Raw genomic sequence first — 25,886 nt, forward strand, 5'->3', positions numbered from 1 at the left:
ACGCCAATATCCTCGCATGGTCATCCTGGCGCAGGGCTCATCAGGCCAACGCGCGCAAAGCCCATCTCAAGAACAAAATGCAACTGTAATGCTAGGTCGTGTACTCAAATTCGTCTAGCGGATCAGGGCGGACCATGATTCAAGCTACCGAACATCGGGGCTGGGATCATGCGCTACGACCTGACGGATTTCGAGTGGAGTGTTATCGAACCCCTTCTCCCGAAGGACCGTCGAGGTCGCAAGCCAGGCAACAACCGCCGCGTTCTCAACGGCATCTTCTGGGTCCTGCGCGCGGGAGCACCGTGGCGCGATCTGCCCGAGCGATACGGGCCTTATACGACCGCTTACAATCGCTTCAACCGCTGGCGCAAAGCCGGCATCTGGGACCGGCTGATGGATGCGGTCGTCAAGGCACACGATGGCAAGGTGCAGATGATCGACAGTTCGGTCGTGCGGGTCCATCAGCATGCTTCCGGGGTGAAAAAATGAGTGGAGATCGTTGTGTGGGCCGAAGCCGAGGCGGCCTCACCACCAAAATCCACGCGCGCGTCGACGCGAAAGGCCGCCCGGTCCGCCTCATGATCACCCCCGGCGAGGCCCACGACGTGACGTGCGCCGAGGCCCTGCTCGACGGACTCGATGCGCGCGCCGTCGTCATCGCCGACAAAGGCTACGATGCCGATCGTGTTCGTGCCCACATCCGTAATCAAGGTGCGATCCCCAACATTCCCAACAAATCCAACCGAAAGAAGAGGTTCCGGTGGAAGAAGGCCATCTATCGCGAGCGCAACCACGTTGAGCGCTTCTTCAACACACTGAAGCAGTTTCGACGCATCGCCACCCGCTACGACAAGCTCGGCGCCACGTTCTTCGCTTTGCAACTCGCTTCCGTGCGAATTTGGCTCCGATCAATTGAGTCCACACCCTAGTTGGATTGCAGGTCAGCAGGAGGTTCTGTGCCGAACCGTCTGCCGGCAGCCAAGGCGCGATGAAGGTGCTGTTGCTGGTGAGCGGCATCTTGGCGCCGGTTGGACATGGTTCATTGACCTCGCTCATGGCGTCCCACAAGACCGCCCACACGCACTGCAGTGGCGCGCCGGGCGTCGGTGTCGTGCTGGAGCAATCGACGAGCGGCGCAGCCCGGTCCGCCGACAGCGGTCGCGCGAACAAGCCGATCTTAAATTGGCTCGCAATTTGACCGGCCCATTGGATTGGCTGACCGTTAATCAGCATGTCAGCCAGCGTTAGATTCGGATTCATGGCGAGCCAGCTCCCTGGAATCTGCACGGCCGCATGCAGCACCATGTTGCCGCGGAACGGTGCCCCACTGACCGGATCGTCGACCTCGGCCGAACCGCGCAGAATCTGGTAGATGTCAATCGGTTTGGCATCAACGGGCACGTCCACCCCGGCCTTGATGTTGGGCCCGAAGGCGAATCTCGACGAATCTGGCACCTGGATATAGAGCCCGACCGGACTGGCGAGGCAGGCGCGCAATGGCACGCCAGCATATTGCCCGCCCACCAACTGATTGACGGTCTGGCCGATGGTTGGATCGCTGTGGCGATATGCTTGGCCGTAGTTGCCGCAGCAGATCAGCGCTTGGGAATCGCTGTTGCGGCCGGCCGGATCGTCCTGAAACTGGGGCGGTACGTATTGCACCGTGGCGGAGCCGGCGAGGCCGAGCTCGGTCTGCAAGGTATTCGGCGTGCTGGTGAGATGCATAACCCCGCCATACGGATCGTGACCACCGCGCGTTGCAATCGGCCCCGAATTCCATTTGTTGAGCGGATTGTAAGCGCGCTTGCCGGTGTCGGGATCAATCACGGGATTGCCACTCGAATCCATCAGAGTAAGGTCGTCGAGGGTGACCTTGATCTGGTTTACGACTGGCGCACCGTGGTTGAGCGTCTGTCCGTAAAGCTCGCGCACCCGCTCCTGTGACACCTTCCACACTGTTCTAGTATTCAGGGTTCTCGCAGGCAAAATCGAGGCGGACGAGATTGCCGTCGCCGTCGCGCACCGTCGACCATTCGCAATATTCGTCGAGCCAGCCGCGCAGGCCGTAGGGCCCGAACGTCTTCAGCGTTCCGCTCCAATCAGCCTGCGGACAGAGCGTCGCCGGAATGTTCTCGAAAGTTTTCTGACCGGTATCGTAATAGCCGGTGTCGGCCAGTTCATAGACCTGGGCCTGGAGGAGATTGTATGGGTTTGGTGGACTGACCGGCGGCGTCGCGGAATAGTACTGGTCAAGTCGGCCCGGAAACGCCACCCATTCGACCAACGCTGCATCCGTGCCCGGAGGGATATCAGTGTAGAGTGGATTGTAGAAGTAGTAGGCCGGGTCAGGAGTCGCCTGCTGAATCCAGCCGTTGACGTTGATGGTCCAACGATGGCTCAGATCGGCATATTCGGGACTATTCAGCGGAAAGTCCTCGATGAAAGCTGGGAGTCCGAACGTGGTGATCTCCATAACCTGATCTCCTCCGCGGTCCGGCGCGACGGTTTGTATCGCATTCGCAGGTGATTGCGTCTCTATGTCGCGCCTTACGTCGCCTAGACCGCAGGTGTTTTGTATCTTAGCTCCGGAAACTGAATATGCCCCAGCTCTCCCTACAGCGGGTGCCGAGGCTCGGCCATTATGGTGGACTCAAGGTTCTTCGATTCGAAAATGCGTTTCGGATATCGCGGCAAGTCGAGGGTCCGTAGTTTTCTACGGATCGTTGACACGCTAGTTGGTGACACTCATTTGGACTACTACCAAAACCAGGAGGCGTTCATTCACCTCCACCCGCGAATGCCAAGGGTTCACACCAGTTGATCAGCAACTTGGTGCGGCTCGGCCCATTGAGCCGGAACGGAAGCGATCGCTGGTATTGAAAGCTATCGCCTACCTGCACGTCGAGCTGCCGGTGACTGCACGCTCGTTCCGTTGAACTAGCTTCTGTGGTAGCGGGACCGCGTGAATGTGTTCGCCGACTTCTGGAGGTAAAGCGGCTCGCCATTGGCATATTCGGCGACGGCGATCTGGGCCAGAAGCGCTTCCGCCGTCAAAGCTATTGGAGCGCCGACGCGGACGCCAGCTCCAGCTTCGCCGGCTGCCTCGCAGCTCTCCAGTTCAACGTCGTTCGGGCCTCAGAAATCACTCGGCTCGGCGAGCCTAGTCTAGGGGTATCAGCAGCTCGTTGGTCGCGTCCGGCATCCGACGACACAACACCGAACGCCTCACCGGTCGAAGACGGCTCCACAGGGACCGCGCCACGACTGAAGTGGCAACACGGCCCCACTAGTTGAGCCCTAACTCCACGACCTTCAACTCGAACAAATGCACGCCGCCCTTAGCGGCCATCGCGCAATTTGTCTGAGAGGATCGCGATGCAGCCCGGCTTCATCTCAACCGAGCTTCTGGGCCGTTTCGTGCGTCATAAGCTCAAGTCCGAAGGCGGCGTCCGCATAGATAGCGTAGCTGCCGCGCGATCCGGCTGTCTGCGGCGTCCTTACCCGCATGGTGGAGAGAAGACAATTATCTACTGCCTGTCCGACCTAAAAGCCCCTGATCGACCTGAAAGCCGGTAGCCCTGGCCTTCGCTCGGATGAGCAAGGTGGGAGCCGTGTGCCGCGACCTTCGACGTAATGGCAGACCGACCATTTCTGGCAGGGTGCCAGCCGGAACTTAGAGCGTAAGATGGTCGGCCACTTTCTCTCGGCCGGAGAGCAGCACAATGGAACCTCGCATCCAAATCCTCCGGGAGCTTATTGAAAATCAAATTGAAGTCGTCGCGGCGGCCATCTGCGAAGGCAACGGCGCTTTAGAAGCCGAGCTTCGTTTGGAATGGCTTACGCGCGAGCTGGCGATCGAAGAGAGCGGGCAACGCGTTTTCATTGACCAGAGCATAGCTGAACGGCGTTGGGGCTGCAGTCGGCCTCTCGCATGCCTCGGCCCTTTCACTCTCAAACAACCGCGCTCAAACTAAGAGCCTTCTAGGACGAACAAAGTCGTTAGTCGGGCGGCGAGTCGCTCTCGGAGCTTAAGGCGCTCAGTCGTTTGGTCGTTCGGCCGGGCAGTCGTTCAGCCTAAACGGCTTACCGGGAAATCGCAGAGTTAGTGGCGGCGAGTCTGCCTAGGGGGTGGGAGCGCGCTGTTGCGGGCAGTGCGTTATCCTCCTTTCCGTGGTGAGGCTCTGTGCTTGAGAGGTCCGGAGCCTCACTGGCCGTGATCGCCAATCCCGTCACGAGAGACCTGCCACAAGGAACCACCACCCCGGCCCGGTCTTTGCCGGCTGGCTGCGGGCTGGCGACCGCGCGGCATCGCGCCCGAGCCTAAGCCGAGCGAAACGATCCACCTGGACCCGGAGCTGCTAGCCGCAGCCGAACGACTTCAACTACTCATCCCGGCCGAACGTCACGCGGGGGCAACCGACGAGAGCCTCGCCGGCAGCTCCGAAGGCATGGCGGGCGCGCATCATGCAGGGCGTTCAGTTCGATAGGTAACGACCGGGTTGGGCGGCCTTCGTCAAGGCTCCCACATCGTGGGGACGCACGAGAGTCGGGCATCTTTTCGACTTGATCGTGCCCGGCCAAGTCCGTGGCATTTCTTCGCTTGCCGCTGCACTCACGCCTGCGCACTAGAAGTCGCCCCTGAGAGAGCTCGCACTTGCAGCCGCGCTGCCGCATAGCGGATACTTGTGATCGGTTAGACCACCGCATTCTGCGCGACAACTACTACCCGCCGGCGACCTCGAACGGCAGATCAAAGTCTTCTCGAGCACTACAATCAAGTTCTCTACCATGAGCTGACTCCTAAGCGCTAAGCGGAAGCAATTTCTTCGGGATCGGGATAGGTGTGCGAAGAGACCTTCGGCTTGGTCGGAGGGTGAGATGGGATTGGACTGCAAAAAGACGTCCGTTTGGACGCCTCATCGGCAGAGTCGGTGAACCGGCTGGAGGTTCTTGAAGGACCATTGGGTCGCCGCGTACGTTCGGCAGCTGAGAGATCTGGATCGTGGCCGAGGGTCTGTTGCCGGTGCGCAGGTTTCCGAGGTGGCACGCAAGCATGGAGAAACGCGCTGGCAGATCTACTGGTTGCGACGCGTTTTCGATAACCTTAGGGGTACTCGCGCGGCACTTGACCTGAGCCCCTGAACTTCCTCCAAAAATGGGTAGAATCCGTCCACCTTGAGGGAGACGGAGATGAAGCAGTCGAGGTTCACGGAAGAGCGGATCATTGCGGTGCTGCGGGAGCACGAGGCAGGATCGAAGACCGGTGATGTTTGCTGGAAGCACGCGATCAGCAGCGCGACGTTCTACAAGTGGAAGGCCAAGTATGGTGGCCTGGACGTATCCGAAGCTCGACGCCTCAAGGTCCTTGCCGACGAGAATGCGAAGCTGAAGAAGCTGTTAGCCGAGGCGATGCTCGACAACGCCATGCTAAAGGACCTCAATTCAAAAAATGTATGGTCCGCCCCGTCCGTGCAAGGGTTCGTAACAGCAAAAATGACGCTCCAGTTGCATAAATGTATCCGGCCTCTCGCGAGTGGACTGCGGTTGCAGCCAGGCCATGATGAGATCCGCGCACGCCGTTCCCAATAAATGGTTCGGGCACGAAGCCCGCTTTTTTGCACAGGGCTTACGGCATGTTGATCCACTGTTTCGTCATCACTGTTCCCGAGCCTTGCAATCGAAGCCAGAAGCGTCAGGTGAAAGCAGGATCTCTGCGTTCGTAGAGAGCTCCAGGCTTGTTCAACACCACCCAGACAATGCGGGCCATCTTGGCGGCTAGGGCGACAACGGCCTTGTTCGGATGCATCCGACTCTGCAGCCCGTCGAGCCAGTTTCCTAGGCGATCGCGCGTCCTGGCTGTCGTTGATGACTTCACCCGGGAATGCATCGCATTGGTGGCCGACACGTCGTTGTCGGGGATCCGGGTGGGTCGTGAGCTCGATGCCGCGATCGCCCGAGGAGGCCGCCCAACGATGATCGTCAGCGACAACGGGACCGAGCTCACCAGCATGGCCATCCTGCGTTGGTCGCAGCTCAGTCGGATCGAGTGGCACTACATCGCGCCGGGCAAGCCGCAGCAGAATGCCCTCGTGGAAAGCTTCAATGGACGACTGCGCGACGAGTTGTTGAACGAGACGTTGTTCTCGTCACTCGATCATGCTCGGGAGCTGCTCGCCGAATGGCAGGACGATTACAACACCGTTCGTCCGCACAGCGGGATCGGCAACTGCCGCCATCAACTTACGCCAGGCTAACAGGTTCGACATGCAACGGGACAGGACAGCTGCGCTGTGTCGAGGGCTCCGCGCCCCGTCCCGTTGCATCACCAAGCCACACAGGCTCAAATGACCAAAGGATTCCGCCCATCGCTGGATGACCTTTGGGGCTCAGGTCACACTTAATGAGCCAAGCTGTGCGGCGTTTGTTGGAAGACAACGAGCTAGTGTCCTGAACCAGAAGTTCGCAACATCGCGTCGCGTTGTACCGAGGCATTGTAACGGCAGAAGCGCTCGATGGAAGCAAGGATGTCGTCGGCTGACTTAGTCCACCAGAACGGCTTGGGATCAGCGTTATGTCGTTCGATGAACGAGGCGATGTCCGCCCTGAGGGCGGCCACGCTGCGATAGACGCCGCGCCTGATCTTCTTATCGGTAAGAAGCGCGAAGAAGTGCTCGACCTGATTGAGCCATGACGAACTGGTCGGGGTCAGGTGCACTTGCCAGCGCGGTCGTTTAGCCAGCCATTTCCGGATCAGCGGGGTTTTGTGGGTGGCGTAGTTATCCATGACGAGATGGACGTCGAGTTGGCGCGGCACAGCGGCCTCGATCTCGTCCCAGAACTTGCGGAACTCGGCGGCACGGTGCCGTCCGTAGCACTTGCCGATAACCCGTCCGGTCGCAATGTCGAGGGCGGCGAACAGCGAGGTGGTGCCGTGTCTTTTGTAATCGTGGCTCCTTCGGGCCGGCTGGCCGGGACGCATCGGCAACGTCGGCTGACTGCGGTCCAGCGCCTGGCTTTGAGACTTTTCGTCTACACACAGCACGATGGCGTGTGCCGGCGGCGAGACGTAAAGACCAACAACGTCGTGCACTTTGGCCACGAAGTTCGGATCGGTCGAGAGCTTGAATGACTCCAGCCGGTGCGGCTGGAGTCCGAAGGCCCGCCAGATACGTTGCACCGTCGACACCGACAAGCCGCTGGCCTTTGCCATACCGCGAGAACTCCAATGAGTGGCGTTTTCGGGGCAGCTTTCCAGCGTCCTCACGACCACGGCTTCGATGCGACCATCGTCAATGGTGCGCGGTGCCCCCGAGCGCGGCTCATCGTGCAGCCCGGCCACGCGCTGCTCCACAAAGCGCCGCCGCCATTTGCCTACCGTCCCCCGCTCCAGGCCCAGCTTGGCCGCGTTTCCTTGTTCTGACCGCCTTCCGCGCAGGTCAGCACGATCCGGGCTCTCAGAGCCAGCGCCTGGGCCGTCTTTCGCCGCATTGTCCTCGGCCGCCATCAGATCCTCCGTCGCTGTTGCAGCCTCCAGTCTGCCACAGCGGCGCGAATCTAACGCGAATCTACGATTGCGAGTTTGTGACGCGGGACACTAGCGGCCTTCACGCCTCACGACCTCAGGCGTACAGCCGCGACAATCGTTCAGGCGGAACGGCTGCCTGCCGACTACGTCAAGGCGCTACTGAACCACAACGACAAGGGCGTGACGGCGTCTACGCCCGTTGGCACATGTTTGAAGAGAAGCGCGAAGCGATAACCGCCATTGAGCACCAGGTAGCGCTGATCATGGACTGATAGGTCAGCGTTTCTCCCGTCTATATCGAGCCAGCGCCTTGCGCTCCTCTGCGCTAATGTTCGTGAATGTTATGCCGTTATACCCGCCGTCCGAGAGGGCAGAGCGCACGTCATCCGTCGAAGCGCCGATATCACGAGCGATGTTGGCAAACATATATTGCTGAGTTTCACTCTCGTTGTTCGCGATCAGAGTATTAAGGTGATAAGCAGCCCGACGCGCAACCTCGTTGTAATCACGATTATCGCGCTGTAGCTTTGGGTTCGCCCCCATGTAGTATCTGAGCTTTGGTTCGACCGGGATTAGCACTTACTTCTCCCGCTCTCTAGAAGCGCATGTATGCGCGCAGCGATTTCCTGTGCCTCCTTCGGCCCGGGGTCGAGTTTCACGCAATCGAGTATGCCCAACACTTCCTGAGCCTCCTCGGCATGAAACGTCGCGACTTGGCGATCTGCCAGGCTCAAAGACTGATCGGCCGCCCGGGCCTGATTGGCTGCAAGCACCGCAAGCGCTTGCGACCGCAGTGAGGTGATGTGCCGCTCAAATTTGTGTATTCGTTACCGCCACTAAATGAAGTTAGCGGCCACGTGACTGGACGCTTCGAAGTGGACAAAGGGAGGCGCTTTCCCTGCCGTGTCGCTAACTTCACCCTGGTCATCTCCAAGCGGGGCAAGAAGCCGACGGGGATGTATCCTCCGGACGAATGCCGTAGAGCAACTACCAAGACAGGTAACGGTGACGTTGGGGGTCGCAGGCAGTGCGGACGAGACTCGGCGCTGTTCGGTTGCGTTGGATCAGACGCTGTCCCTACCCCGCCCGCACCACCCCTTGAAGTTAGCGGCAACGTGACTCGGCGCTTATCCCCACGCATACACAGAGGAAGCGCTGTCCCTGCCACGAGCCGCCAACTCCCACCCTGAGCTGCTGCCGGTTTGATGGACACCGAGATTAGGTGTTTCATGAAGCCGGAGGTGGGCGATGAAGAGACGGAAATTCAGTCGCGAGTTCAAGATCGAGGCGGTCAAGCTGGTTAGGGAGCGTGGGGTGTCGGTGGCGCAGGCCGGGCGCGACCTGGATGTTCATGAGAACGTTCTGCGCAAATGGGTGAGAGTTCGGCTCCGATCCGGTGCAGGCCTTTCCCGGCCACGGGCAGATGAAGCCGGAGCAGCAGGAGATCGAGCGGTTGGGCCGTGAGGTCGCCAAGTTAAAGGCCGAGCGGGATATCCTAAAAAGGCCGCAGCCTTCTTTGCGAAGGAATCGACATGAAGTTCGTCTTCATCGCGAAGCACCGGGCGATCTGGCCGGTGGCATGGGTATGCGATGCGCTGGGGGTGTCGCGGTCGGGCTTCCATGCCTGGCTGAACTCGCCCAGCGCCAGATCCCGCAGCGACGAAGAGCTCGGCGGCAAGATGAAGGCAAGCTTCATGGCGAGCGACCGCACCTATGGTGCGCCGGGTGTGGCGTGATCTGCTTGCCGATGGGGCGGACTGTGGCCTCCACCAAATCGAACGACTGATGCGCCTACAAGGCTTGCGGGCGCGGCCGCGACGCCAGCGCTTGCCGAAGGACAGCGGCGATCGACAGCTCGAGGCCGTGCCGGCGAACCTCCTTGACCGGCAGTTCATTGCCGAGCGGCCGAACCAGAAGTGGATCGCCGACTTTACGTATCTCTGGACGGCCGAGGGCTGGCACTATGTCGCAGCAGTGATCGACCTGTTCTCACGCCGGGCGGTGGGTTGGTCGATGAGCGCCGCCATGACAGCTCAGTTGGTGACCGATGCCCTGCTGATGGCCGTCTGGCGACGCGGCAAGCCGGACGCACTGTTGCACCACTCCGATTGGGCTGTGGGGCCAGCAAGGGGCTACAACACTGCCGGGAAGTCTCTCCTCCACATAAGTGCGCAAGGCTGCGTAGGGCGCAAGCTTAGTCGGCTTGGGCCGGCGGGCTGATCGGTCTGCATGCCATTGGGCAGTCGTGGCCCGATACTCCAACCCGCCGCCGCGGGTGGCCGCGTTCCGCCGCAATTCACGGGAGACCGTCGAAGCAGCCCGTCCCAAAGCGGCGGCCCAATCTCCCGTATGGAATGGCCCTGCACCTTTAGAAGAGCGATTTCCTCGCGTTCAGCCAATGAAAGGTAGCGCCCGGAGAGAGGCTTGGCCGAAGATCTGAACATCGCTGGTGGCATGCCGCCTGCCTTTCGGAACAATCTGCTTCCGACAGGTTGCGATAAGCCGGCCTCAAACGCAGCATCTTCGCTGCTCTGCCCTGTGGCAATCGCCCTCCAAAATCTATTCTGTTCATCGCGTCCGGCCACAGACGGCCGGCCTGGCGAAGGCAATGGCGCTCGTCCTGACCGTGTCGAACGTCGACTTACAACTTTCATCGCTGTTGCGACGACCGTTTGAATCCGCCCTGTACACCAGCGAGCAGTTCCAGCGTTTGATGGCCGACCACGGCATTATCTGCAGCATGAGCCGTTCCGGCAATGTCTGGGACAACGCGGCGATGGAGAGCTTCTTCTCGTCGCTCAAGACCGAACGGACGGAAGGCAAAACCCACAGGACCAGAGACGAGGCACGAGCCGATGTGTTCGACTACATCGAACGATTTTACAACACGATCCGCAGGCACTCGACCATCGGCTATCTCAGCCCGGTTGATTTCGAGCGCAAGGTGGGATTAGCTTAACTCGGTGTCCATTAAACCGGCAGCAGCTCAAACCCAACGGTTTTGTATCGGGGCTAGCTGACTGAAATCTGACGAGACCGCGGCGCAATTCGCCCAACGAAACGTGGCCCGCGTGGGCCACTTGCCGTCGAGAACAATAAAGACGTTCAAACGGCGTTCGGCCTGCTTACGATCAGCGGCAGCCGCACCACGACGACGGGCCGGATTGGCGCTCAGCCAAACCACTGCACGCTTATGACTGATCGCCGTGAAGACCTCAAGCTCTCCCGGGTCGTGCGGCTCTTCGACCAAGTAGAACTGGTCGTCTGAATTGCGCATCAAGTGCGTCCGTGCCGTTCGAGATAATCCTCAATTCGCGACCACGCACAGTGAACTCTCGCCCGTCCTTAGACAGATAGTGTCCTTGTTTACTATCCTGGGTGTTCTACGGTTTAGTTGCGGCGAGGCAGCTCCGCTTTGCAGCTGGCGAAATGGCCGCTCAGTGAATTAAGAAATGCAACGATATCGTTCTTCTCCTTTCCGGTGAGCTTGGCGCCGAGCTGGACCTTGCTCATAATGCCTACGGCTTCCTGGAGCGTCCAAACCTGACCCGAGTGGAAGTAGGGAGCTCGCAAGGCAACGTTGCGCAAAGGGGCGACGCGGAACACGTATCGGTCGCTGGAGCCTTCGTGACTGCGAAACGCCCCTGGTCGGCTGCGGGAAGCAGCTTGATGTCTGGTCTTTCAATTACGCCGAACGGGAAAAACTCCTGCCCACCAATATTGATTCCGTTGTGGCAGGAGCCGCAGCCTTTGTCCATGAACAGCCGCAATCCCACCTTTTGGTGGTCATCCAGCGCGTTGCCATGGCCGTTCAAGTATTGGTCGAACGGAGCTGCTGGTGTCGTGAGCGTCGCTTCGAAAGTCTTGAGCGCTTTTGCGAAATAGTCGAAGGTGACCGGCGGTGTATCACGCGGGAATGCTTGCTTGAACTTGCCAACATAATCTTCCATCGAATTCAGCGTGCTCGTTACGTGATCCGCGGTCGCATTCGTTCCGTTGTCAGATAATTTGAGACTGGTCAGGCATTTTGAGAAGGGAGGCTCTGGCTAATAGGCGGGCACTGCGACCTCTTCCGCCAAGCCGCCACGAGGCACGGACCCGAACACACGATCTCCGCCCTTTAGTGCGGACACCTTCTCGCCCAGCTTATCTACAAACCGATAACCCTGAGCGGGTCAGCCAGGGGACGATGACGGCGTCGGACCACGCGCTTACCGGCAACATCAGCCGTTTTTGCGAAGGCTGCCGGGCATGGGTAGTCGAGCATGGCGAAGCTGGACTGGTGTGATTGTCACCACGCCGTCCGCCGACGACGGCCACAAAAAGCGGCCGCGCTCCAGCCGCTTGGCGTAAAGTGACATGCCCAGTCCAGGCAGGCTCGAAATTTTCGGCCGCCTACAAGATCTGGCAGGGGCTTAGCTTAGCCAGCTCATGTATATAGGGGAGCCTCTGTCCCCATTTTGCCCGGGGACTCGCGCAGAACACAGGTCACAGATGGCATACAAGAAACTCTTCAATCAAAGCGGGCTGACACTTACGCTGTTGCTCATCACGCACGTTGGCTCCGAGCCGAACCAGTCCGCGCCGATCGTCACAGCGGTGCTACCAGTGGGTGGCAAGCAGACGATTGAGTAAGGTAATGCGCAAAACCCCTTCATCAATGAGCTCGTGATTTCCTTATCCTCCGATGGCGCGTTTTCGGACGGATCGCAGATCGTGACGACTCGGGGCAGCAGCTGGGATACTGTACTGAACACGCACGATACCCTTACGCTTAGCGGAGCGGGTGGGCTGAACGCGGTGGGCTCGAACACTTAAACCGCAACGGCACCGACGATCCCGCAGTGGCGAACTTGGCCGCTCCCGGATGGCAAGTCAATGCCGGCGGCATCGCAGCCCCGCCCGGATGAGTGCAGCGGATGGCCGGAAACGGAAATCTTGTGACTTCCGCGGCGTGCAGCGTGATCATCGGTGCCGGCGTGTTGGATAACCTACGGCGGAGGCGAACCATGTCACTTTGGTTGTCCAGCAGGACTCCAAGGTGCTTGAAGAAGGCCCCACGAGTTCATGAAAGGACCGCGTGGGATCATCATGGAATGACGGTATAGCATATGAGTACCAATCTTATGTTGCACGAGCCGCCCAGCGCGCTGCGGCTGATCACACAGGCGTATACGAGCCTTCTCATTATCGGCTTCGCCCTGCTGCCCACTCAGTTCATCGCTTACCTCAATTTTGAGCAAGATCCCGCGCTGAAGTTTGAAGACCACCTATTCCACGAATTCGCCATCGCCGTCGCCACCCTGGAGGGGGTGTTCGTCACATATGTGACGTGGCGTTGCTATCGGTCTTCAGGCGAGCCTCTGTTGCGGTGGTTGACCCTTGGTTTTCTGGCCTTCGTGCTGATCTATACGCTGCACGGCGCCTTCACCGGCATGGCACATCGCAACATTTGGCTCTTTCTGCTCTATGGGCCAGCGTCGCGTCTAGCGATGTCGATTTTGCTCTTCGTCGGGCTACTCAGCTATAACCTGCCGTCAGACGGGCTTGAGAAGCGCTCGGACACGCGCGCATGGCTGACGTGGATTGGCCTGTTCCTTACGATGGACTTAGCTGTCGCACTGGTCGCCTATTCACCCTATGCTGGGCACCCGGTGGTCCGCCTGTCCATGGAAGGCGGCGCATTGCTATTCAGTGCGCTGAACGTCGCGGTCTTGCTCATGCGACGGATTCACTCGCCGCTCATGCTTGTTTTTGGCGTTTCTGTCGCGTGGTTTGCGCTATCGTCGCTCGCATTCATTTTGGCCGCGCCGTGGAATCATATGTGGTGGCTAGCTCACGCGATCTTCGCCGGCGGATTTTTTCTGCTCAGCTATGGCGTCGTCCAGGCTTTCCGAACAACGAAATCGTTCGCCACCATCTATAGCCAGGAAGAAATGACCGCCCGCCTGGCCAAATCGATGGCCGACACTCAAAAGGCACTTCAGCAAGTGCAATTAAGCAATCAACGGCTGGAGCGGCTCGCCGCAACCGATCCACTAACCGGCGCCGGGAATCGGCGCCACTTCATCGAGCATATCGGCGCGGAGATCGCACGGGCCAGGCGGACCGGAGCTCCGTTGTCCCTGCTGTCGCTCGATCTCGACCATTTCAAGGACATAAACGACTCACGTGGTCACAGCGTCGGCGACGAGGTCCTGCGCGTATTCGTGCGAAAGTGTCTGGAGGCAATCCGGCCTTACGACTCTGTCGCGCGCGTGGGCGGTGAAGAATTCATGGTACTGCTACCGGGGGCGACGCTCGACGCGGCTAGCGCGGTCGCCGAGCGCCTTCGATCGGCCATCGAACGCACTGCATTCGATGTCCGAGCCGAACCATCGGTCGGCGTCACCATCAGTGTTGGAGTGTCGGAGTTCGGGCGCGATGGAGACACGCTCGACGGGTTCTTGAACGTCGCCGACCAGCGGCTCTATCGCGCAAAATTTGAAGGCCGCAACCGTGTGGTTGTCGCCTAGGATAAGGTTCATCGTTCACTCCGGCTCCGGTGCTCTGGGCCCGGACGCCCGTTATCGCTCTTCTCCGACCCAAAGCCCGCAACTCTACTAACAACTATTCGGTCATGGTCCATCCATTGCAACATTTGCAGGCCGGTTCTCACCGCAATAAGCTGCGGCCACTAGCTGCCGGGAGCTGTTATGTCGTTTCTTGCTACAACGGCGTCGCGTGACAGCCGTCGTTCCATCGAGCGCTCAGCTGGCGGTCGCCTCACCTCGCCAAGGCGGCCGCCCCTTGGCCCGCGCCGCGATCGTCAATCCGCTCGCCAGGCACTTGGCAGAAGCTCCGGATCACGAGGCGCGACTTGTAGGAAGCTGGTCGCGCTGATTGCTATCGCACGTGAACTAGCGCCCTCCCTTGGCGCTCGCGCTCCAGAGTGTTCAACGTCTTGAATCGGCATATTCAGCATATAGCTCGTTGCTTCGGCCGCACTAACGATGCGCGAGCTTGCCGGTCGCTCGAACACCACTTTCGCGGGAAGCACCTTATCGCGACCCGATGGCTCATTGCGGCTTGCGAAGCCGTTACTGACGTTCCGCAATCGGCGCAACATTTGGTTTTCTCAACAAGCATGCTGCGGGCAAGACCCCCGCACCCTGCGTTGCGACGGTTCGACTGAGATGAGAATTTCAACTGCACGATTGCGCGTATTGCACTTCGATTGGCGCAGTTCTGCCACGAGGGATTTCATTGCTCTATTCGGCGGCGTCGTTCTCGCTTCACTCTTAGCGCATTTTTATGGGCTTGGCCCTCGTTTAGCGCAGCTGGGACAGCGCTATGTGGATCCGATACTCGGCGACATTATATTCATCGTGTTCGTTGCATTCTCGCTGAGCATTGGGCTCACAATCTTTAGTGTTCGGCGCTATCGAGAACTCGCCCGCGGAACTGACGCACAAGCCATTACAGAAGGAGAAGTCCGCGATTTGGCGGGGCGCGATCCATTGACCGGCTTGCCAAACCGCAGCCTGTTTGATGACACACTTGACGTGTGCGTTGGCCTCGCCACCGACACGCATCAAGTCGCTGTTCTGATGCTCGGCCTCGACGGCTTGAAGCGGATCAAGGATATGCACGGCCATGCAGCGGTAGACAAGGCACTCTGCGAATTTGCCACAAGGCTTGCCGATATCTTGCGCAAGGACGGTCTCCTCGCGAGGACCGGAGGCGACGAATTCGGGATCGTCTTGCCCAACATTAGCTCCCTCGAGGATCCCGCCAATCTGGCGCGCCGTATCGTGGTGTCTGCCGTCGACAGTTTCGCGATTGAGACTGGCGTAGCCGAGCTTAATCTTGGAATTGGCATCGCCATCGCTCCGCTTGATGCCGTCACTCCCCACGAATTGGTCAGGCGCGCAGAACGCGCACTTTATCGCGCGCAAGGCGACGGCAGGTCGCGTGTTTGCTTTTTTGAACCGAACATGGACATGCATGTCGAGCGGCGCATCAATATTGAGCGTGAGCTTCGGAGCGCTATCGCAACGGATATTATCGAGCCTCATTACCAGCCGATGGTCTCACTCGTAAGTAATCGCATCGTCGGGTTCGAGGCGTTGGCGCGTTGGGAGAACAAGACATGGGGGCATATTCCGCCCGACGTGTTTATTCCGATTGCAGAAGAAACCGGCCTCATCAACGCTCTTGGAGATCAGCTTTTTCGGCGCGCGTGTCTTGATGCCACTGCGTGGCCACGGACGTTTTCGCTTGCCTTCAACATTTCGCCTGTTCAGTTGCGGGATTCCGCGCTTGGAGAGCGCATTATACTGATCCTTGAGCAAACCGGCTTTAGTCCGCACCGCCTCGAGATTGAAATTACAGAGAGCGCGTTCTTGGAAAGTAACGGGGCTGCGAAGATCGTGATTGACGAACTTCGTCAAGCCGGCGTCCGCATCGCGCTCGATGATTTCGGAACAGGTTATGCCACGCTTAGCCAGCTGCTTTCGTTTCGTCTTGACAAGATCAAGATCGATCGCAGCTTCGTGTCGCATCTCAACGACAGTACTGACAGCCGGGTGATCGTTCGCGCTATACTCGGCCTTGCTGAAGGGTTTGGTTTGACGACCACGGCCGAGGGAGTCGAAGACGAGCGCCAGCTCGTCTATCTGGTTTCCAATGGTTGCACAGAAGGACAAGGATACCTGTTCAGTGGTCCCGTTCCAGCCGCTGGAATCCCCGCGCTGCTCAATCGCGAAGCCAGCCGCGGACCGGTTCCTGAAGATGGAGCAAGAAATCCACATGCGTGAGCCGACGGTTCAAGCGTGCTCGGGAGGCGCTTGATTAGAAGAAACCGTCTAGATTTGCCGCGATAGGACGCAGACTCTTAAGAGAACACCTTGGATCGATTACGCGATTACGGGCGGCGGCCTGTCGTGCATCACCGTTTTGACCTACTCTCTAACATCAACGCACAGGGGCCCGCGAAGGGCCTATGCGCTCAAGGTTGCGCGAGGGGCCAAGCGCCTGATCTTCGACTAATCCTCTTCGCTCTGGCGGCGTGCAGATACACGATGAGCTGACTCAACAGCGATCAGATATCCGAACTCTGGATATCGTCTCGAAATCCGCCATCCGAATCCCCTGATGCCCCGCCGACTGTTGCGCCGGAGCTGACCGTTCTGGTCTCCTAGAGCGGGTCTCGAGCAGATTGAATCGTACGCATCCGGCGGGCGCCGTCTTGTCTGACACGCTGCAATTCGCCAAGCGTGTGACCTTAAGTCTAGCTTGAAGGTCATCAGGTGATGCGGGTCGAGGTTTTGGGCGGGCTGGAGCGTCGGCGGCGATGGTCGCAGGATGACAAGGCACGGATTGTCGAGGAGACGTTGGCGCCGGGTGCAAAGGTGACTGCGGTTGCGCGTCGCAACGGAGTAGCGGCCAGCCTGGTGTTTGCCTGGCGTCGACAAGCGCGGACATCCCAGCAGGTCGTACCATCTTTTGCGCCGTGGTGGCTGCGCGTATTGGATTGATCGAGATCGACCTTGGCAACCGGCGACGCATCCGAGTGGACGCGCACGTCGATCCAGAAGCGCTGGCGCGGGTCCTCGAGGTGCTTGAGCGCCGATGATTGCCATACCGGGTAATGTGCGGGTGTGGCTTGCGACCGGCCACACCGATATGCGCCGCGGCTTCCCGAGCCTTGCGCTGTTGGTCCAAGAGAGTTTGAAGCGTGATCCGCATGCCGGTGATCTCTACGTTTTTAGGGGCCGCCGCGGCGACCTGATCAAGATCATCTGGCATGATGGCCAAGGCGCATGTCTGTTCACGAAGCGGCTGGAGCGCGGCCGCTTTTTGTGGTCCATCGCTGGCGGACGGCGTAGTGACGATCAGCGTTGCACAGCTATCCTATCTCCTCTCCGGAATTGATTGGCGGATGCCGCAAGCAACCTGGCGTCCACAGGCTTCCGGTTAAATCGAGCGGGATTTTTTGCGACGAATATGGTTGATTCGTCTTCGTGACGACTTCCGCTGATCCGCTTCCCGCCGACCTTGCCGCTGCGCATGCGATGATCATTGCGCAGCGCGAACAGCTGACGCTGGCGAAGAGCGAAGTGACCGTCGGTCGGCTGGAAATCGAGCGGCTGAAGCTGATGCTGGCCAAGGCACGGCGCGAACAGTTCGGGCAATCGTCTGAACGCGGCAAACTGCTGGTCGAGCAGCTCGAACTCGCCATCGAGGATCTTGAAGAGACCCAGGCGGAGCAGGAAACGAAGGCCGAGTTCGCAGTGCCGGAAGCTGCCAAACAGCAGCGCGCGCAAAATCCGCGGCCGCCGCGACGTTCACTGCCGGACGATCTACCGATCGAACGCGTCGTCGAACCCGCACCTTGCGTATGCGGCAAGTGCGGCAGCGAGCGACTGCACAAGCTCGGCGAGGTGGTATCGAAGACCCTGGAATGCGAGCCGCGGCGCTGGAAGATTATCGAGCATGTCCGCGAAAAGTTCTCCTGCCGGGATTGCGAGGCGATCGCAGAGGCGCCAGCTCCCTCCCATCCGATCCCACAGGCTTTGCCGGGCCGAACCTGCTGGCGATGGTGCTGGTCAACAACTTCCTGCTGCATCAGCCATTGAACCGGCAGAGCAAGACGTATGCCCGCGAAGGCGTCGAGATCGATGTCTCGACCCTGGCGGATCGGATTGGCGCCTGCGCGGTGGCGCTCGATCCCATTATTGAGGCGATCCGGGTCCACGTCATGAGCGCGGAACGCATCCACGCCGACGATACGACGGTGCCGGTACTGGCAAAGCTTAAGACGGTTACCGGCCGGATCTGGACCTATGTTCGCGATGACCGGCCGTTTGGCGGCACGGATCCGCCAGCGGCCCTGTTCTACTACTCACGCAACCGAGCTGGAGAACATCCGCAAAGCCATCTTGCCGGCTATCTCGGCCTCATGCAGGCCGATGCCTTCGATGGGTATAACCAGCTCTACAAGGCCCATAGGAAGCCGGCTCCGATCCTTGAAGCGGACTGTTGGAGCCACGGCCGCAGAAAGTTCTTTGACCTGGCGAAATCTGGAGAGGCGCCGATTGCCAGCGAGGCCGTGCGACGCATCGATGATCTTGTTCGAGATCGAGCGCACCATTAACGGCAAAACGCCGGAACAACGGCTTGCGGTACGTCGTGATAAGTCGAGGCCGATCGTCGCCGATCTCGAAATCTGGATGCGCCAGCAGAGAACGTTGCTCTCATCAGGCAACGATACTGCAAAGGCGATTAACTACCTGCTCAACCGCTGGGCCTCGTTTACCCGCTTCCTGGACGACGGCCGCATCTGCCTCTCGAACAACGCTGCCGAACGGGCGTTACGCGGTGTGGCTGTCGGAAGACGAAATTGGACCTTCGCTGGTCCAGATGCTGGCGGCAATCGTGCCGCCGCCGTCTATACCGTGATCGAGACCTGCAAGATGAACGACGTTGATCCGCAAGCCTGGCTCGCTGACGTGCTGGCCAGGCTTCCAGATCACCCCGCCAACAGAGTCGCCGACCTACTCCCGTGGAATTGGAAGGCGATCCCACAGTCCAAAGCGGCTGCCGCCTGAGCGCTGCGGCAGGCCGGCTCGCCTCCCCGGGGTGCTGGCCGGATGCGTACATTGAATCGTTTGGGATTCCCAAATCAGGCTGGTTCTGATTCGAGCTATCTGCCGGCGAAGGAGGCCGGTGGGCATGGCGATATCCATTTCGGCCGATCTTCGTAAGCGCGTAGTCGCCGCTGTTGAAGACGGATTGTCGCGTCGAGCGGCAGCGGCGCAATTTCGAGTGGGCGCGTCGAGCGCGATACGCTGGGTGGCGCAGGCGCGAAGGACGGGCAGGGTAACGGCGAAGCCCGACGCACGCGATCCAACTCACACTTCCACGGGCATCCGCTGGTCCCCTTCAGGTGGGAGGCCTCCTGAGCAGGCCGTTTATGATCAGCCAAACCTCCCGGGCCGCATTACTCAGCACCAGACGATCCCCCAAGGCTTCCATCGCGAGACTTAATCCGATTTGCGACCGTACGTTAGAACATGACAAAGACCGTCCGATTTCCGACATGCAGTCGGTCTGGTGCACTTCCGTGAAACAATATTCCTTACTGATCAAGCTTGTCGCAGTTGGCACAGGGTTTGAACAGAGAGGTGCATCCACGGGAGCCGCCTACGAAGCGGCGGCTACACTAACGCTTCTTCGGCTGTGGCCCTTTGGCGCAATGACACGAGCTGCCACATGGAGTCGGTCTCAATAGCACGTCACAAAAACTGCCCTCAATGTGGCTCTGCATTGGTCCACCTCGAGTGGCATGAACGCATCGGTGCGCGGAAGGTCCAAGATCTCTGGCGCTGCTGGAACTGCAGGAATGAATTCATGAACGTTTTCACTTCTGAGGATACGGATCCTCCCGCCGCTGAGATCACGAAGCTATTCTTTACCAGCCTGTTAGTCTGATCATGACGCTGAGCCGCTAACACTCGCATCCGAGCGGCACCGGACGTGGCAATCCAAAGCAGGGCGGAGGGCAGCTTAGGCGAAAACGATTAGACCGTAGGCTGCTCAGAAATACGCTGCGCGACCTTCCCGTCATAAATGCAGTTGGAATGTCCTTATGAGGCTCGTACGTGCAATCGTCGGCTTGGCCCTGTTGGCAGTGGCATTGTACGTTATTATTGGTGAGCACTTCGCAGGAACATCGACGGATGCTACACTCAATGCTCGGCTCTACATCGTTCGCGCCCCGATCGAAGGAAAGGTAACGCTTGCCGTAAAGAGCATCGGCGCGCGCATTAGCCCCGGCGAGCTCATAGCAGAAATCAACGACCAACGCTTCGATACCGCGAGGCTTCTTGAGCTTGATCGCGATCGCACGAACCAGCAGATCGAGCTCAACCGTCTCGTTGGCCAGCGAGAGGCATTGTCCGCATCCATGTCTCGCTTCGATGTTCAATCAACTGATTACCAGCGCGGAAGGGTTCGGCAGATTGAGGCTCGAATTGCCGAAACGAAAGCAGCTCAAGACGCTGCGGCCACACGCCTTCGTCAAGCGGACGCAGAATTCAAGCGAGCAAACGAACTAAGCACGCGTGGTGTACAGACGGCGGCGAATTTGGATCGCGCTCGCGCAACTTACGACGTAGCGCAGCAAGAACTGGAGAGTGCGCAGCAGCGAGTGAAATATTTAGAGACGGAACTTGCGTCTGCTCGCGACGGCGTCTTCATCGGGGAGTCCTATAACGACGCTCCCTCCTCGGCCCAACGTATCCGAGAGCTCGAGCAGCGGCTGGGCGAGCTAAATGTCGACAAGGAGCAGGTGAAAGCACGTATTGTACAGCTCGGCCGGCAAATCGATGCCGAGCGTCTTCGTGTCAATAATTTGAGCTTCGCTACCCTTAATGCCAGCGTCGTTGGTCTAGTCTGGGACATACTAATAGACGATGGCCAATACGCGCGGCGCGGCCAGGATCTCGTCAAGATCGCAGACTGCAGTACACTGATCGTCACCGCGGGCGTCAGCGAATCTCTCTACGACGGCCTCTCGGTGGGAACGGCCGTGCAATTTCGGTTGTTTCGAGATGATCGTATTTTCAATGGAACCATAACCCGCCTAGGCGGATCCAGTGCGGCCTCGCTCTACACCAATCTTGCTGTGGGTCCAAGTGCGCAACATCTCCAGCGCTTTGATGTCACAGTGACAGTTCCGGATCTTGCAGGAGAGGCAGATCTCGGCTGCGCGATTGGACGCACTGGACGCGTCATCTTCACAGCTGGCCCAATCGCACAATTCCGTCGCTTTATAACGCGGTACGGACTCTGATGCTTCTGCTGTCCCCACTCGTTGCTGCCTTCGCAGGCGCTGCCTTCATAATTGGGCTTCGCCTTACCCTCTTTCCGTTTCTCAATCCGATGAAGTGGTATTGGCGCGCTCTTCTCCTGGGGGCGGCTGCCGTACTGTCTTGGCGTTATATGGTTTGGCGCTTCACCGAAACGCTGGCACCGCTCGAGTGGACTGCGGACGCGCTGTTCAGTTGGGGATTCGCCATCCTCGAAGCTCTGACGATGCTTTCCTCTACCATCGCGTTTTTCATACTGTCGCGGGTGAAAGAGCGGTCGGCAGAAGCAGACCAGTACTCCGAATGGTGGCTGCCTGGAGAAGCGCCGCGTGTGGACGTTTTTATCACGACTTACAACGAGCCGTCGGAAGTGCTCGAACGCACTATCATTGGCGCGACGCAAATCCGCTATCCACGGCTTCGGATTTTTATCCTCGACGACGGCGCTAGGAATTGGGTGCGGCAACTTTGCGAGCTGCACGAAATCGGATATCTCGCGCGCTCGGATAAAGAGCATGCTAAAGCGGGGAACATTAACCATGCACTTCGCGTGCGCGCCCGCGATCCAGCCCCCCCGGTCTTTGTCGCTGTACTTGACGCCGATTTCGTTCCCCATGCGGACTTCATCGAGCGGACGCTAGCGTTGTTTCACGAGCCAAGCGTCGCGCTCGTGCAAACCCCGCAGCACTTTTTCAATCCTGATCCGATCCAACATAACCTTGGAATAAGCACCGCATATCCGGATGAACAACGTCATTTCTTTGACAACGTCGAGCCAGCGCGGGACGCTTGGGGGATTGCCATCTGCTGTGGGACATCATCCGTAATGCGGGTCCAGGCCGCCGAGCAGATTGGCTGGATTCCAACGCAAAGCGTAACCGAGGACTTCCTGCTCACCCTCAAGCTTGCGGAAAGCGGCTGGCAAACTGTGTACCTTAACGAGCCGTTGACTGAAGGTTTGGCTCCCGAAGGACTGAAAGAATATATTACTCAGCGTGGACGGTGGTGCCTCGGCTTGATGCAAATTGTCCGCAACTCATACAGCCCCTTCGGCATGCGCAGCCTTGGTCTGATGCATCGAATCGGGATCCTGGATTCATTGCTCTACTGGGTCAGCACCTTTCCCTTCAGGCTTGCCAGCCTGATTTGCCCACTGTTGTACTGGTGGTTCGGCATCACCATCGTGAACGCGTCGCTGGTGGAAATTATCAGTTATTATGTACCCTATTACCTAATGGTTCTGGTGTCCCTGAATTGGCTTTCAAAAGGGTTGTTTGTCCCGCTTCTGAACGATACGGCTCAACTGATCGCTGCCTGGCCCATCAGCCAGGCAGCTGCTCTCGGGCTTCTCACCAGCGGATCGCATAAATTCTCGGTGACGGCAAAAGGCGGCGATCGCACCAAGGTCGTTGTTCAATGGGCGTTGATGCGACCATTCCTACTCCTGCTCGCTCTGACGATCGGCGGTTTGATCGCGCCGTTGAACTCCGATTTTGTCTTCGATACGTCCGCAACAGCGGGCGACGGCACGGCTATCGTGATGTTCTGGACAGTTTACAACATTCTGGCGCTGTTCGTGGCAGTTGTGGTGTGCATTGAACGACCGCGATACGATCGACCTCAGCGCCAGATTCCAGAACCCATCACGTTGGTGATCCAAGGTGAGAAGCATCGCGGATGGCTTCTCAATCTGGGCCGAGGGGGCGCTCGAATCAGCGGTCCATCCGGACTTTCCGCCGGAGCAGCAGGGAAGCTCGACCTGCCCGGGATTAGCGGAGTAGACGCGCATGTTGCTGCGACTACGCGTGATGGCTATCGAATCAAGTTCTCTCCAACTCCCGAGCAAAGGGCGAAAATTATCAAGAAGCTTCACACTGAATCCGCCATGCCAGGGGCCGATCGAGGGAACATCTTGCAAATGATCCGTGAGTTGGCGCGAGCTCTAACGAGTTGAGGAGCGCGAGATGCCGAAAAGACCGAGCCTACTCTCCTTGGTGTTCTGTGGAGGCGCCTTGCTCATATTGGTGCCGGCCATGGTGACCGCGACGATCTACACGGCCTTGCTACAGCAAGGGGGAGAAAAGCTGCAGTTCGACGCGTTAAGAATTCGCGGCGAAATGAGTTCTGCGCTGTTGGCCCGCCGGCTCTATGGGGTCTGGATGGATGTAGCGCGGTCCGCTGAGCTCATTGACCTAGCAGATCTTAAGAATGCGCGAGTACACATCGACTTCTTGAGCCGCCTTGATCGACGCTACACTTGGCTCGGCGTCGCGGATCTCGAAGGGACCATTCTCGCGGCTAAAGACGGCATGCTCGAAGGAGTAAGCGTTGCACAGCGACCTTGGTTCAGACGGGGCCTTGTCTCGCCGGCGGCTATCGATGTGCATGCCGCTCAACTACTGGCCACCCAGTTGCCTGCATCTCGTGAGCCCTATCGGTTTATCGACCTGGCAGCGCCGTTGCGTCACGCCGGCTCCGTTGCCGGGGTCATCGGCGCCCACCTTAACTGGAAATGGGTCGCAGAAGGCATGGACTCGTTACAAGTACCCGGCATTGACGTGCTGCTGCTTTCGGGGGAGCGAATCGTCCTGTTTGGTCCGCCGGATCTTATCAACAAGCCGCTCAACATCGGCTCCGCGCTTGCGGCTAGTCGCGTCACGACTGCGTCTCTGCGCGAACGTTGGCCTGACGGCAGGGACTACTTCACAGTGATCGTTCCGACGGTCGGCTTCGCGAACCTTCCAAGCTTCGGTTGGTCTCTTCTGGTTCGGCAGAGTGCCGACGAGTCGCTTGCGTCCACCCGTAATCTAATCCGATCATTCTGGAGCAGTTTCGGTGCTTGTGCCATTGCCACACTAGCACTGCTCTTTTGTGCGGCGCAGTGGCTGAAGACGCCCCTTCGCCGGCTCTCGAATACAGCGGAGGCCCTCTTGCACGATCCATCCGCGCACCCGCCATATTCGGAGACACGCTTCAATGAAGCGGCGAGGCTCAGTGACGCGCTAGCTCGCATCCAGTCGAAGCTGATGGGGCACTCTGTTCGCAATTCGATCCAAGGACCGGGTGGGGACGACTAGCTAGTCAACGATCAGCATAGTCTTCGGATCGCCCTTCGAGGAGGTGCCACTTTTCTCCTTTGTTGCTGCCTCCCAACCCCACGGTTTCTGCTTGGAGGCGAATGTAAACCCGCCGGGAGTAAAGGAGCAATGATCAGAACCTCTGGATGGCCCTGGCGGGGTGACGTGAAGCGGGCGCACCTCCCGAGCAAGATCTGGAATCCATCACTCTGATCAGGGTCGGCGTTGGAGCGCCGGCTCGGGAAGGCACACCCATGCTCAAGGTAGTCCACGACGCCGAGGGGGCCGGTGGGTCGCTGCTCGACCAGATCGTTCGCGACGCCGCCCGGCAGATGCTCGCGGCTGCATTGCAGGCTGAGGTTGCTGCGTACGTCGAGCAGTTCGCCGACAAGGTTGACGAGGGGGGCATCGGCTGGTGGTCCGCAATGGCTTCCACGCCGAACGGGAGGTGACCACGGCGGCGGGCGCGGTGTCGGTCCGGGCGCCGCGGGTCAACGACAAGCGGACCGACCCGGTCACCACTGGAAGCGGTTCGCTTCGGCGATCCTGCCGGCATGGGCGCGGAAGTCGCCGCGGGTGGCAGAGGTGCTGCCGCTGCTGTACCTGCACGGCGTGTCCTCCTTGGACTTCGGGCCGGCATTGGAGCAGCTCCTCGGCACAGCAACGGCTTGTCCGCGGCCACCGTCACCCGGATGACGAAGGACTGGCAGGACGAGGCAGCGGCGTTAAACAGGCGGTCGCTCAAGGACACCGATTTCGTCTACGTCTGGGTCGACGGGATCCACCTCAAGGTCCGGCTCGAGCAGGACAAGGTGTGCCTGCTGAAGGAGCCGGTGGCCCTCGACGACGGACACCGTGAGTCCACCGAGTCCTGGCTCGACCTGCACCGCTCCTGTAAGCGCCGTGGGATGAGGCTCCGGTGCTCGCAGCCGACGACGGCGCGCCCGAGTTCTGGGCCGTGCTGCGCGATGTGTTCCCCGACACCCACGACCAGCGGTGCTGGTTCCAAGATCGCCAACGTGCTCAACGCGCTGCCCAAGTCCACCCAGCCCGGCGCGAAGGCCGCGCTCGCCGAGATCTGGAATGCCGAGAACAGGGAGCACGCCCAGGCCGCAGCGAAGGCGTTCGTTGCCGACTACTGCACCTAGTGGCCCAAGGCAGCCGCGAAGATCACCGACGATCTCGATGTGTTGCCGCCCTTCTACGACTACCCGGCCGAGCACTGATCCACCTGCGGACCACGGATGAGATCGACAAGCAGTTTTTAGCGGGCTCCGGAAGATGCATTCTTTTGTTCTACCGCGCCGCCGGCATTCTTCCGTCCCGACCGCCCATCTCGCAGCTGCCGCGCGCAGGGGCGGTCAAGGCTGGCCGCAGTTTGCGGCCACCGCAAGGCTCGGCCTTGACCGGCCCGAGCACGGCGGCATCCTC

General features: G+C 59.4%; 17 protein-coding genes and 7 pseudogenes. 16 read left to right on the forward strand and 8 right to left on the reverse strand.

Annotated features, from left to right (window positions below; all coding sequences use genetic code 11):
* Positions 1-168: 168 nt before the first annotated feature.
* Positions 169-929, forward strand: a protein-coding gene (locus GGD62_RS39525) for an IS5 family transposase (protein ID WP_246800514.1) whose coding sequence is annotated in 2 segments (ribosomal slippage) — positions 169-486 and positions 489-929 — 759 coding nt in all. Because the reading frame shifts where the segments join, the coding sequence is not laid out codon by codon here.
* A gap of 1,031 nt (positions 930-1,960) precedes the next feature.
* Here the strand turns inward: GGD62_RS39525 and GGD62_RS39530 are convergent.
* On the reverse strand, positions 1,961-2,473 hold the full coding sequence (locus GGD62_RS39530; protein ID WP_183714556.1) for a hypothetical protein: 513 nt from the start codon (positions 2,471-2,473) through the stop codon (positions 1,961-1,963).
* Between the two features lie 1,249 nt (positions 2,474-3,722).
* On the opposite strand from GGD62_RS39530, the gene GGD62_RS39535 reads away from it, so the two are divergent.
* A complete protein-coding gene (locus tag GGD62_RS39535; RefSeq protein ID WP_183714559.1) occupies positions 3,723-3,974 on the forward strand; it encodes a hypothetical protein in 252 nt (83 codons plus the stop codon).
* Positions 3,975-5,190: 1,216 nt separating this feature from the next.
* Positions 5,191-6,376, forward strand: a pseudogene (locus GGD62_RS42015) (integrase core domain-containing protein).
* 63 nt (positions 6,377-6,439) lie between these two features.
* On the opposite strand, the pseudogene GGD62_RS39550 reads toward GGD62_RS42015, so the two are convergent.
* A pseudogene (locus GGD62_RS39550) lies at positions 6,440-7,488 on the reverse strand (IS630 family transposase).
* A 313-nt stretch (positions 7,489-7,801) separates the two neighbouring features.
* On the reverse strand, positions 7,802-8,104 hold the full coding sequence (locus GGD62_RS39555; protein ID WP_246800516.1) for a hypothetical protein: 303 nt from the start codon (positions 8,102-8,104) through the stop codon (positions 7,802-7,804).
* 669 nt (positions 8,105-8,773) lie between these two features.
* On the opposite strand from GGD62_RS39555, the gene GGD62_RS42020 reads away from it, so the two are divergent.
* The 3 genes from GGD62_RS42020 to GGD62_RS42030 all read left to right on the forward strand — a co-directional run bounded on the left by GGD62_RS42020 (position 8,774) and on the right by GGD62_RS42030 (position 9,745).
* Entirely contained in the window at positions 8,774-8,989 is a 216-nt protein-coding gene (locus GGD62_RS42020) for a transposase (protein ID WP_409333992.1), read from the forward strand.
* Positions 8,990-9,057: 68 nt separating this feature from the next.
* Positions 9,058-9,261 carry a hypothetical protein gene (locus tag GGD62_RS42025; protein WP_409333993.1) on the forward strand — a complete coding sequence of 68 codons (204 nt, stop codon included), beginning with the start codon at positions 9,058-9,060 and terminating at the stop codon, positions 9,259-9,261.
* Positions 9,239-9,745 (forward strand): DDE-type integrase/transposase/recombinase, encoded by a 507-nt coding sequence (locus GGD62_RS42030; protein ID WP_409333994.1) that lies wholly within the window; start codon positions 9,239-9,241, stop codon positions 9,743-9,745. Before GGD62_RS42025 ends, GGD62_RS42030 begins: the two co-directional genes overlap by 23 nt.
* Here GGD62_RS42030 and GGD62_RS39565 read toward each other — a convergent pair.
* Positions 9,653-10,179 (reverse strand): annotated as a pseudogene (locus tag GGD62_RS39565) (transposase); the annotation flags it as partial. The gene GGD62_RS42030 and the pseudogene GGD62_RS39565 overlap by 93 nt on opposite strands.
* Positions 10,180-10,208: 29 nt before the next feature.
* Here GGD62_RS39565 and GGD62_RS39570 point away from each other — a divergent pair.
* Positions 10,209-10,484, forward strand: a pseudogene (locus GGD62_RS39570) (IS3 family transposase); the annotation flags it as partial.
* Between the two features lie 27 nt (positions 10,485-10,511).
* Here the strand turns inward: GGD62_RS39570 and GGD62_RS39575 are convergent.
* From GGD62_RS39575 to tnpB (GGD62_RS42040), 4 genes and pseudogenes are all read right to left on the reverse strand, one after another.
* The gene (locus GGD62_RS39575; protein WP_183714562.1) at positions 10,512-10,802 is read right to left on the reverse strand and encodes a hypothetical protein; all 291 of its coding nucleotides are present in this window, start codon (positions 10,800-10,802) and stop codon (positions 10,512-10,514) included.
* Positions 10,803-10,915: 113 nt separating this feature from the next.
* Positions 10,916-11,038, reverse strand: a complete 123-nt coding sequence (locus GGD62_RS42035) for a hypothetical protein (RefSeq protein ID WP_409333995.1) — start codon at positions 11,036-11,038, stop codon at positions 10,916-10,918.
* Positions 11,039-11,043: 5 nt separating this feature from the next.
* Positions 11,044-11,475 carry a cytochrome-c peroxidase gene (locus GGD62_RS39580; RefSeq protein ID WP_409333996.1) on the reverse strand — a complete coding sequence of 144 codons (432 nt, stop codon included), beginning with the start codon at positions 11,473-11,475 and terminating at the stop codon, positions 11,044-11,046.
* A 273-nt stretch (positions 11,476-11,748) separates the two neighbouring features.
* Positions 11,749-11,919, reverse strand: a pseudogene (tnpB, locus tag GGD62_RS42040) (IS66 family insertion sequence element accessory protein TnpB); the annotation flags it as partial.
* 717 nt (positions 11,920-12,636) lie between these two features.
* Here tnpB (GGD62_RS42040) and GGD62_RS41630 point away from each other — a divergent pair.
* The 9 genes and pseudogenes from GGD62_RS41630 to GGD62_RS39630 form a co-directional block, all read left to right on the forward strand.
* Positions 12,637-14,040, forward strand: coding sequence for a GGDEF domain-containing protein (locus GGD62_RS41630; RefSeq protein ID WP_183714568.1), 1,404 nt, complete (start codon positions 12,637-12,639; stop codon positions 14,038-14,040).
* A 477-nt stretch (positions 14,041-14,517) separates the two neighbouring features.
* Positions 14,518-16,323, forward strand: coding sequence for a bifunctional diguanylate cyclase/phosphodiesterase (locus tag GGD62_RS39595; RefSeq protein ID WP_246800518.1), 1,806 nt, complete (start codon positions 14,518-14,520; stop codon positions 16,321-16,323).
* 495 nt (positions 16,324-16,818) lie between these two features.
* A complete protein-coding gene (locus GGD62_RS42045; RefSeq protein WP_183714571.1) occupies positions 16,819-17,043 on the forward strand; it encodes a transposase in 225 nt (74 codons plus the stop codon).
* Positions 17,044-17,137: 94 nt separating this feature from the next.
* Complete coding sequence (gene tnpB, locus GGD62_RS39605) at positions 17,138-17,440, forward strand: IS66 family insertion sequence element accessory protein TnpB (RefSeq protein WP_409333997.1); 303 nt, start codon at positions 17,138-17,140, stop codon at positions 17,438-17,440.
* A 140-nt stretch (positions 17,441-17,580) separates the two neighbouring features.
* A pseudogene (gene tnpC, locus GGD62_RS39610) lies at positions 17,581-19,116 on the forward strand (IS66 family transposase).
* Between the two features lie 1,040 nt (positions 19,117-20,156).
* A complete protein-coding gene (locus GGD62_RS39615; protein ID WP_183714574.1) occupies positions 20,157-21,362 on the forward strand; it encodes an HlyD family secretion protein in 1,206 nt (401 codons plus the stop codon).
* Positions 21,362-23,332: a glycosyltransferase gene (locus GGD62_RS39620; RefSeq protein WP_183714577.1), complete on the forward strand. Its 1,971-nt coding sequence runs from the start codon at positions 21,362-21,364 to the stop codon at positions 23,330-23,332. Before GGD62_RS39615 ends, GGD62_RS39620 begins: the two co-directional genes overlap by 1 nt.
* Positions 23,333-23,342: 10 nt before the next feature.
* Complete coding sequence (locus tag GGD62_RS39625; protein WP_183714580.1) at positions 23,343-24,455, forward strand: cache domain-containing protein; 1,113 nt, start codon at positions 23,343-23,345, stop codon at positions 24,453-24,455.
* 254 nt (positions 24,456-24,709) lie between these two features.
* Positions 24,710-25,886, forward strand: a pseudogene (locus tag GGD62_RS39630) (IS256 family transposase); the annotation flags it as partial.

This window comes from Bradyrhizobium sp. ERR14 (assembly GCF_014198235.1).
GTDB lineage: Bacteria > Pseudomonadota > Alphaproteobacteria > Rhizobiales > Xanthobacteraceae > Bradyrhizobium.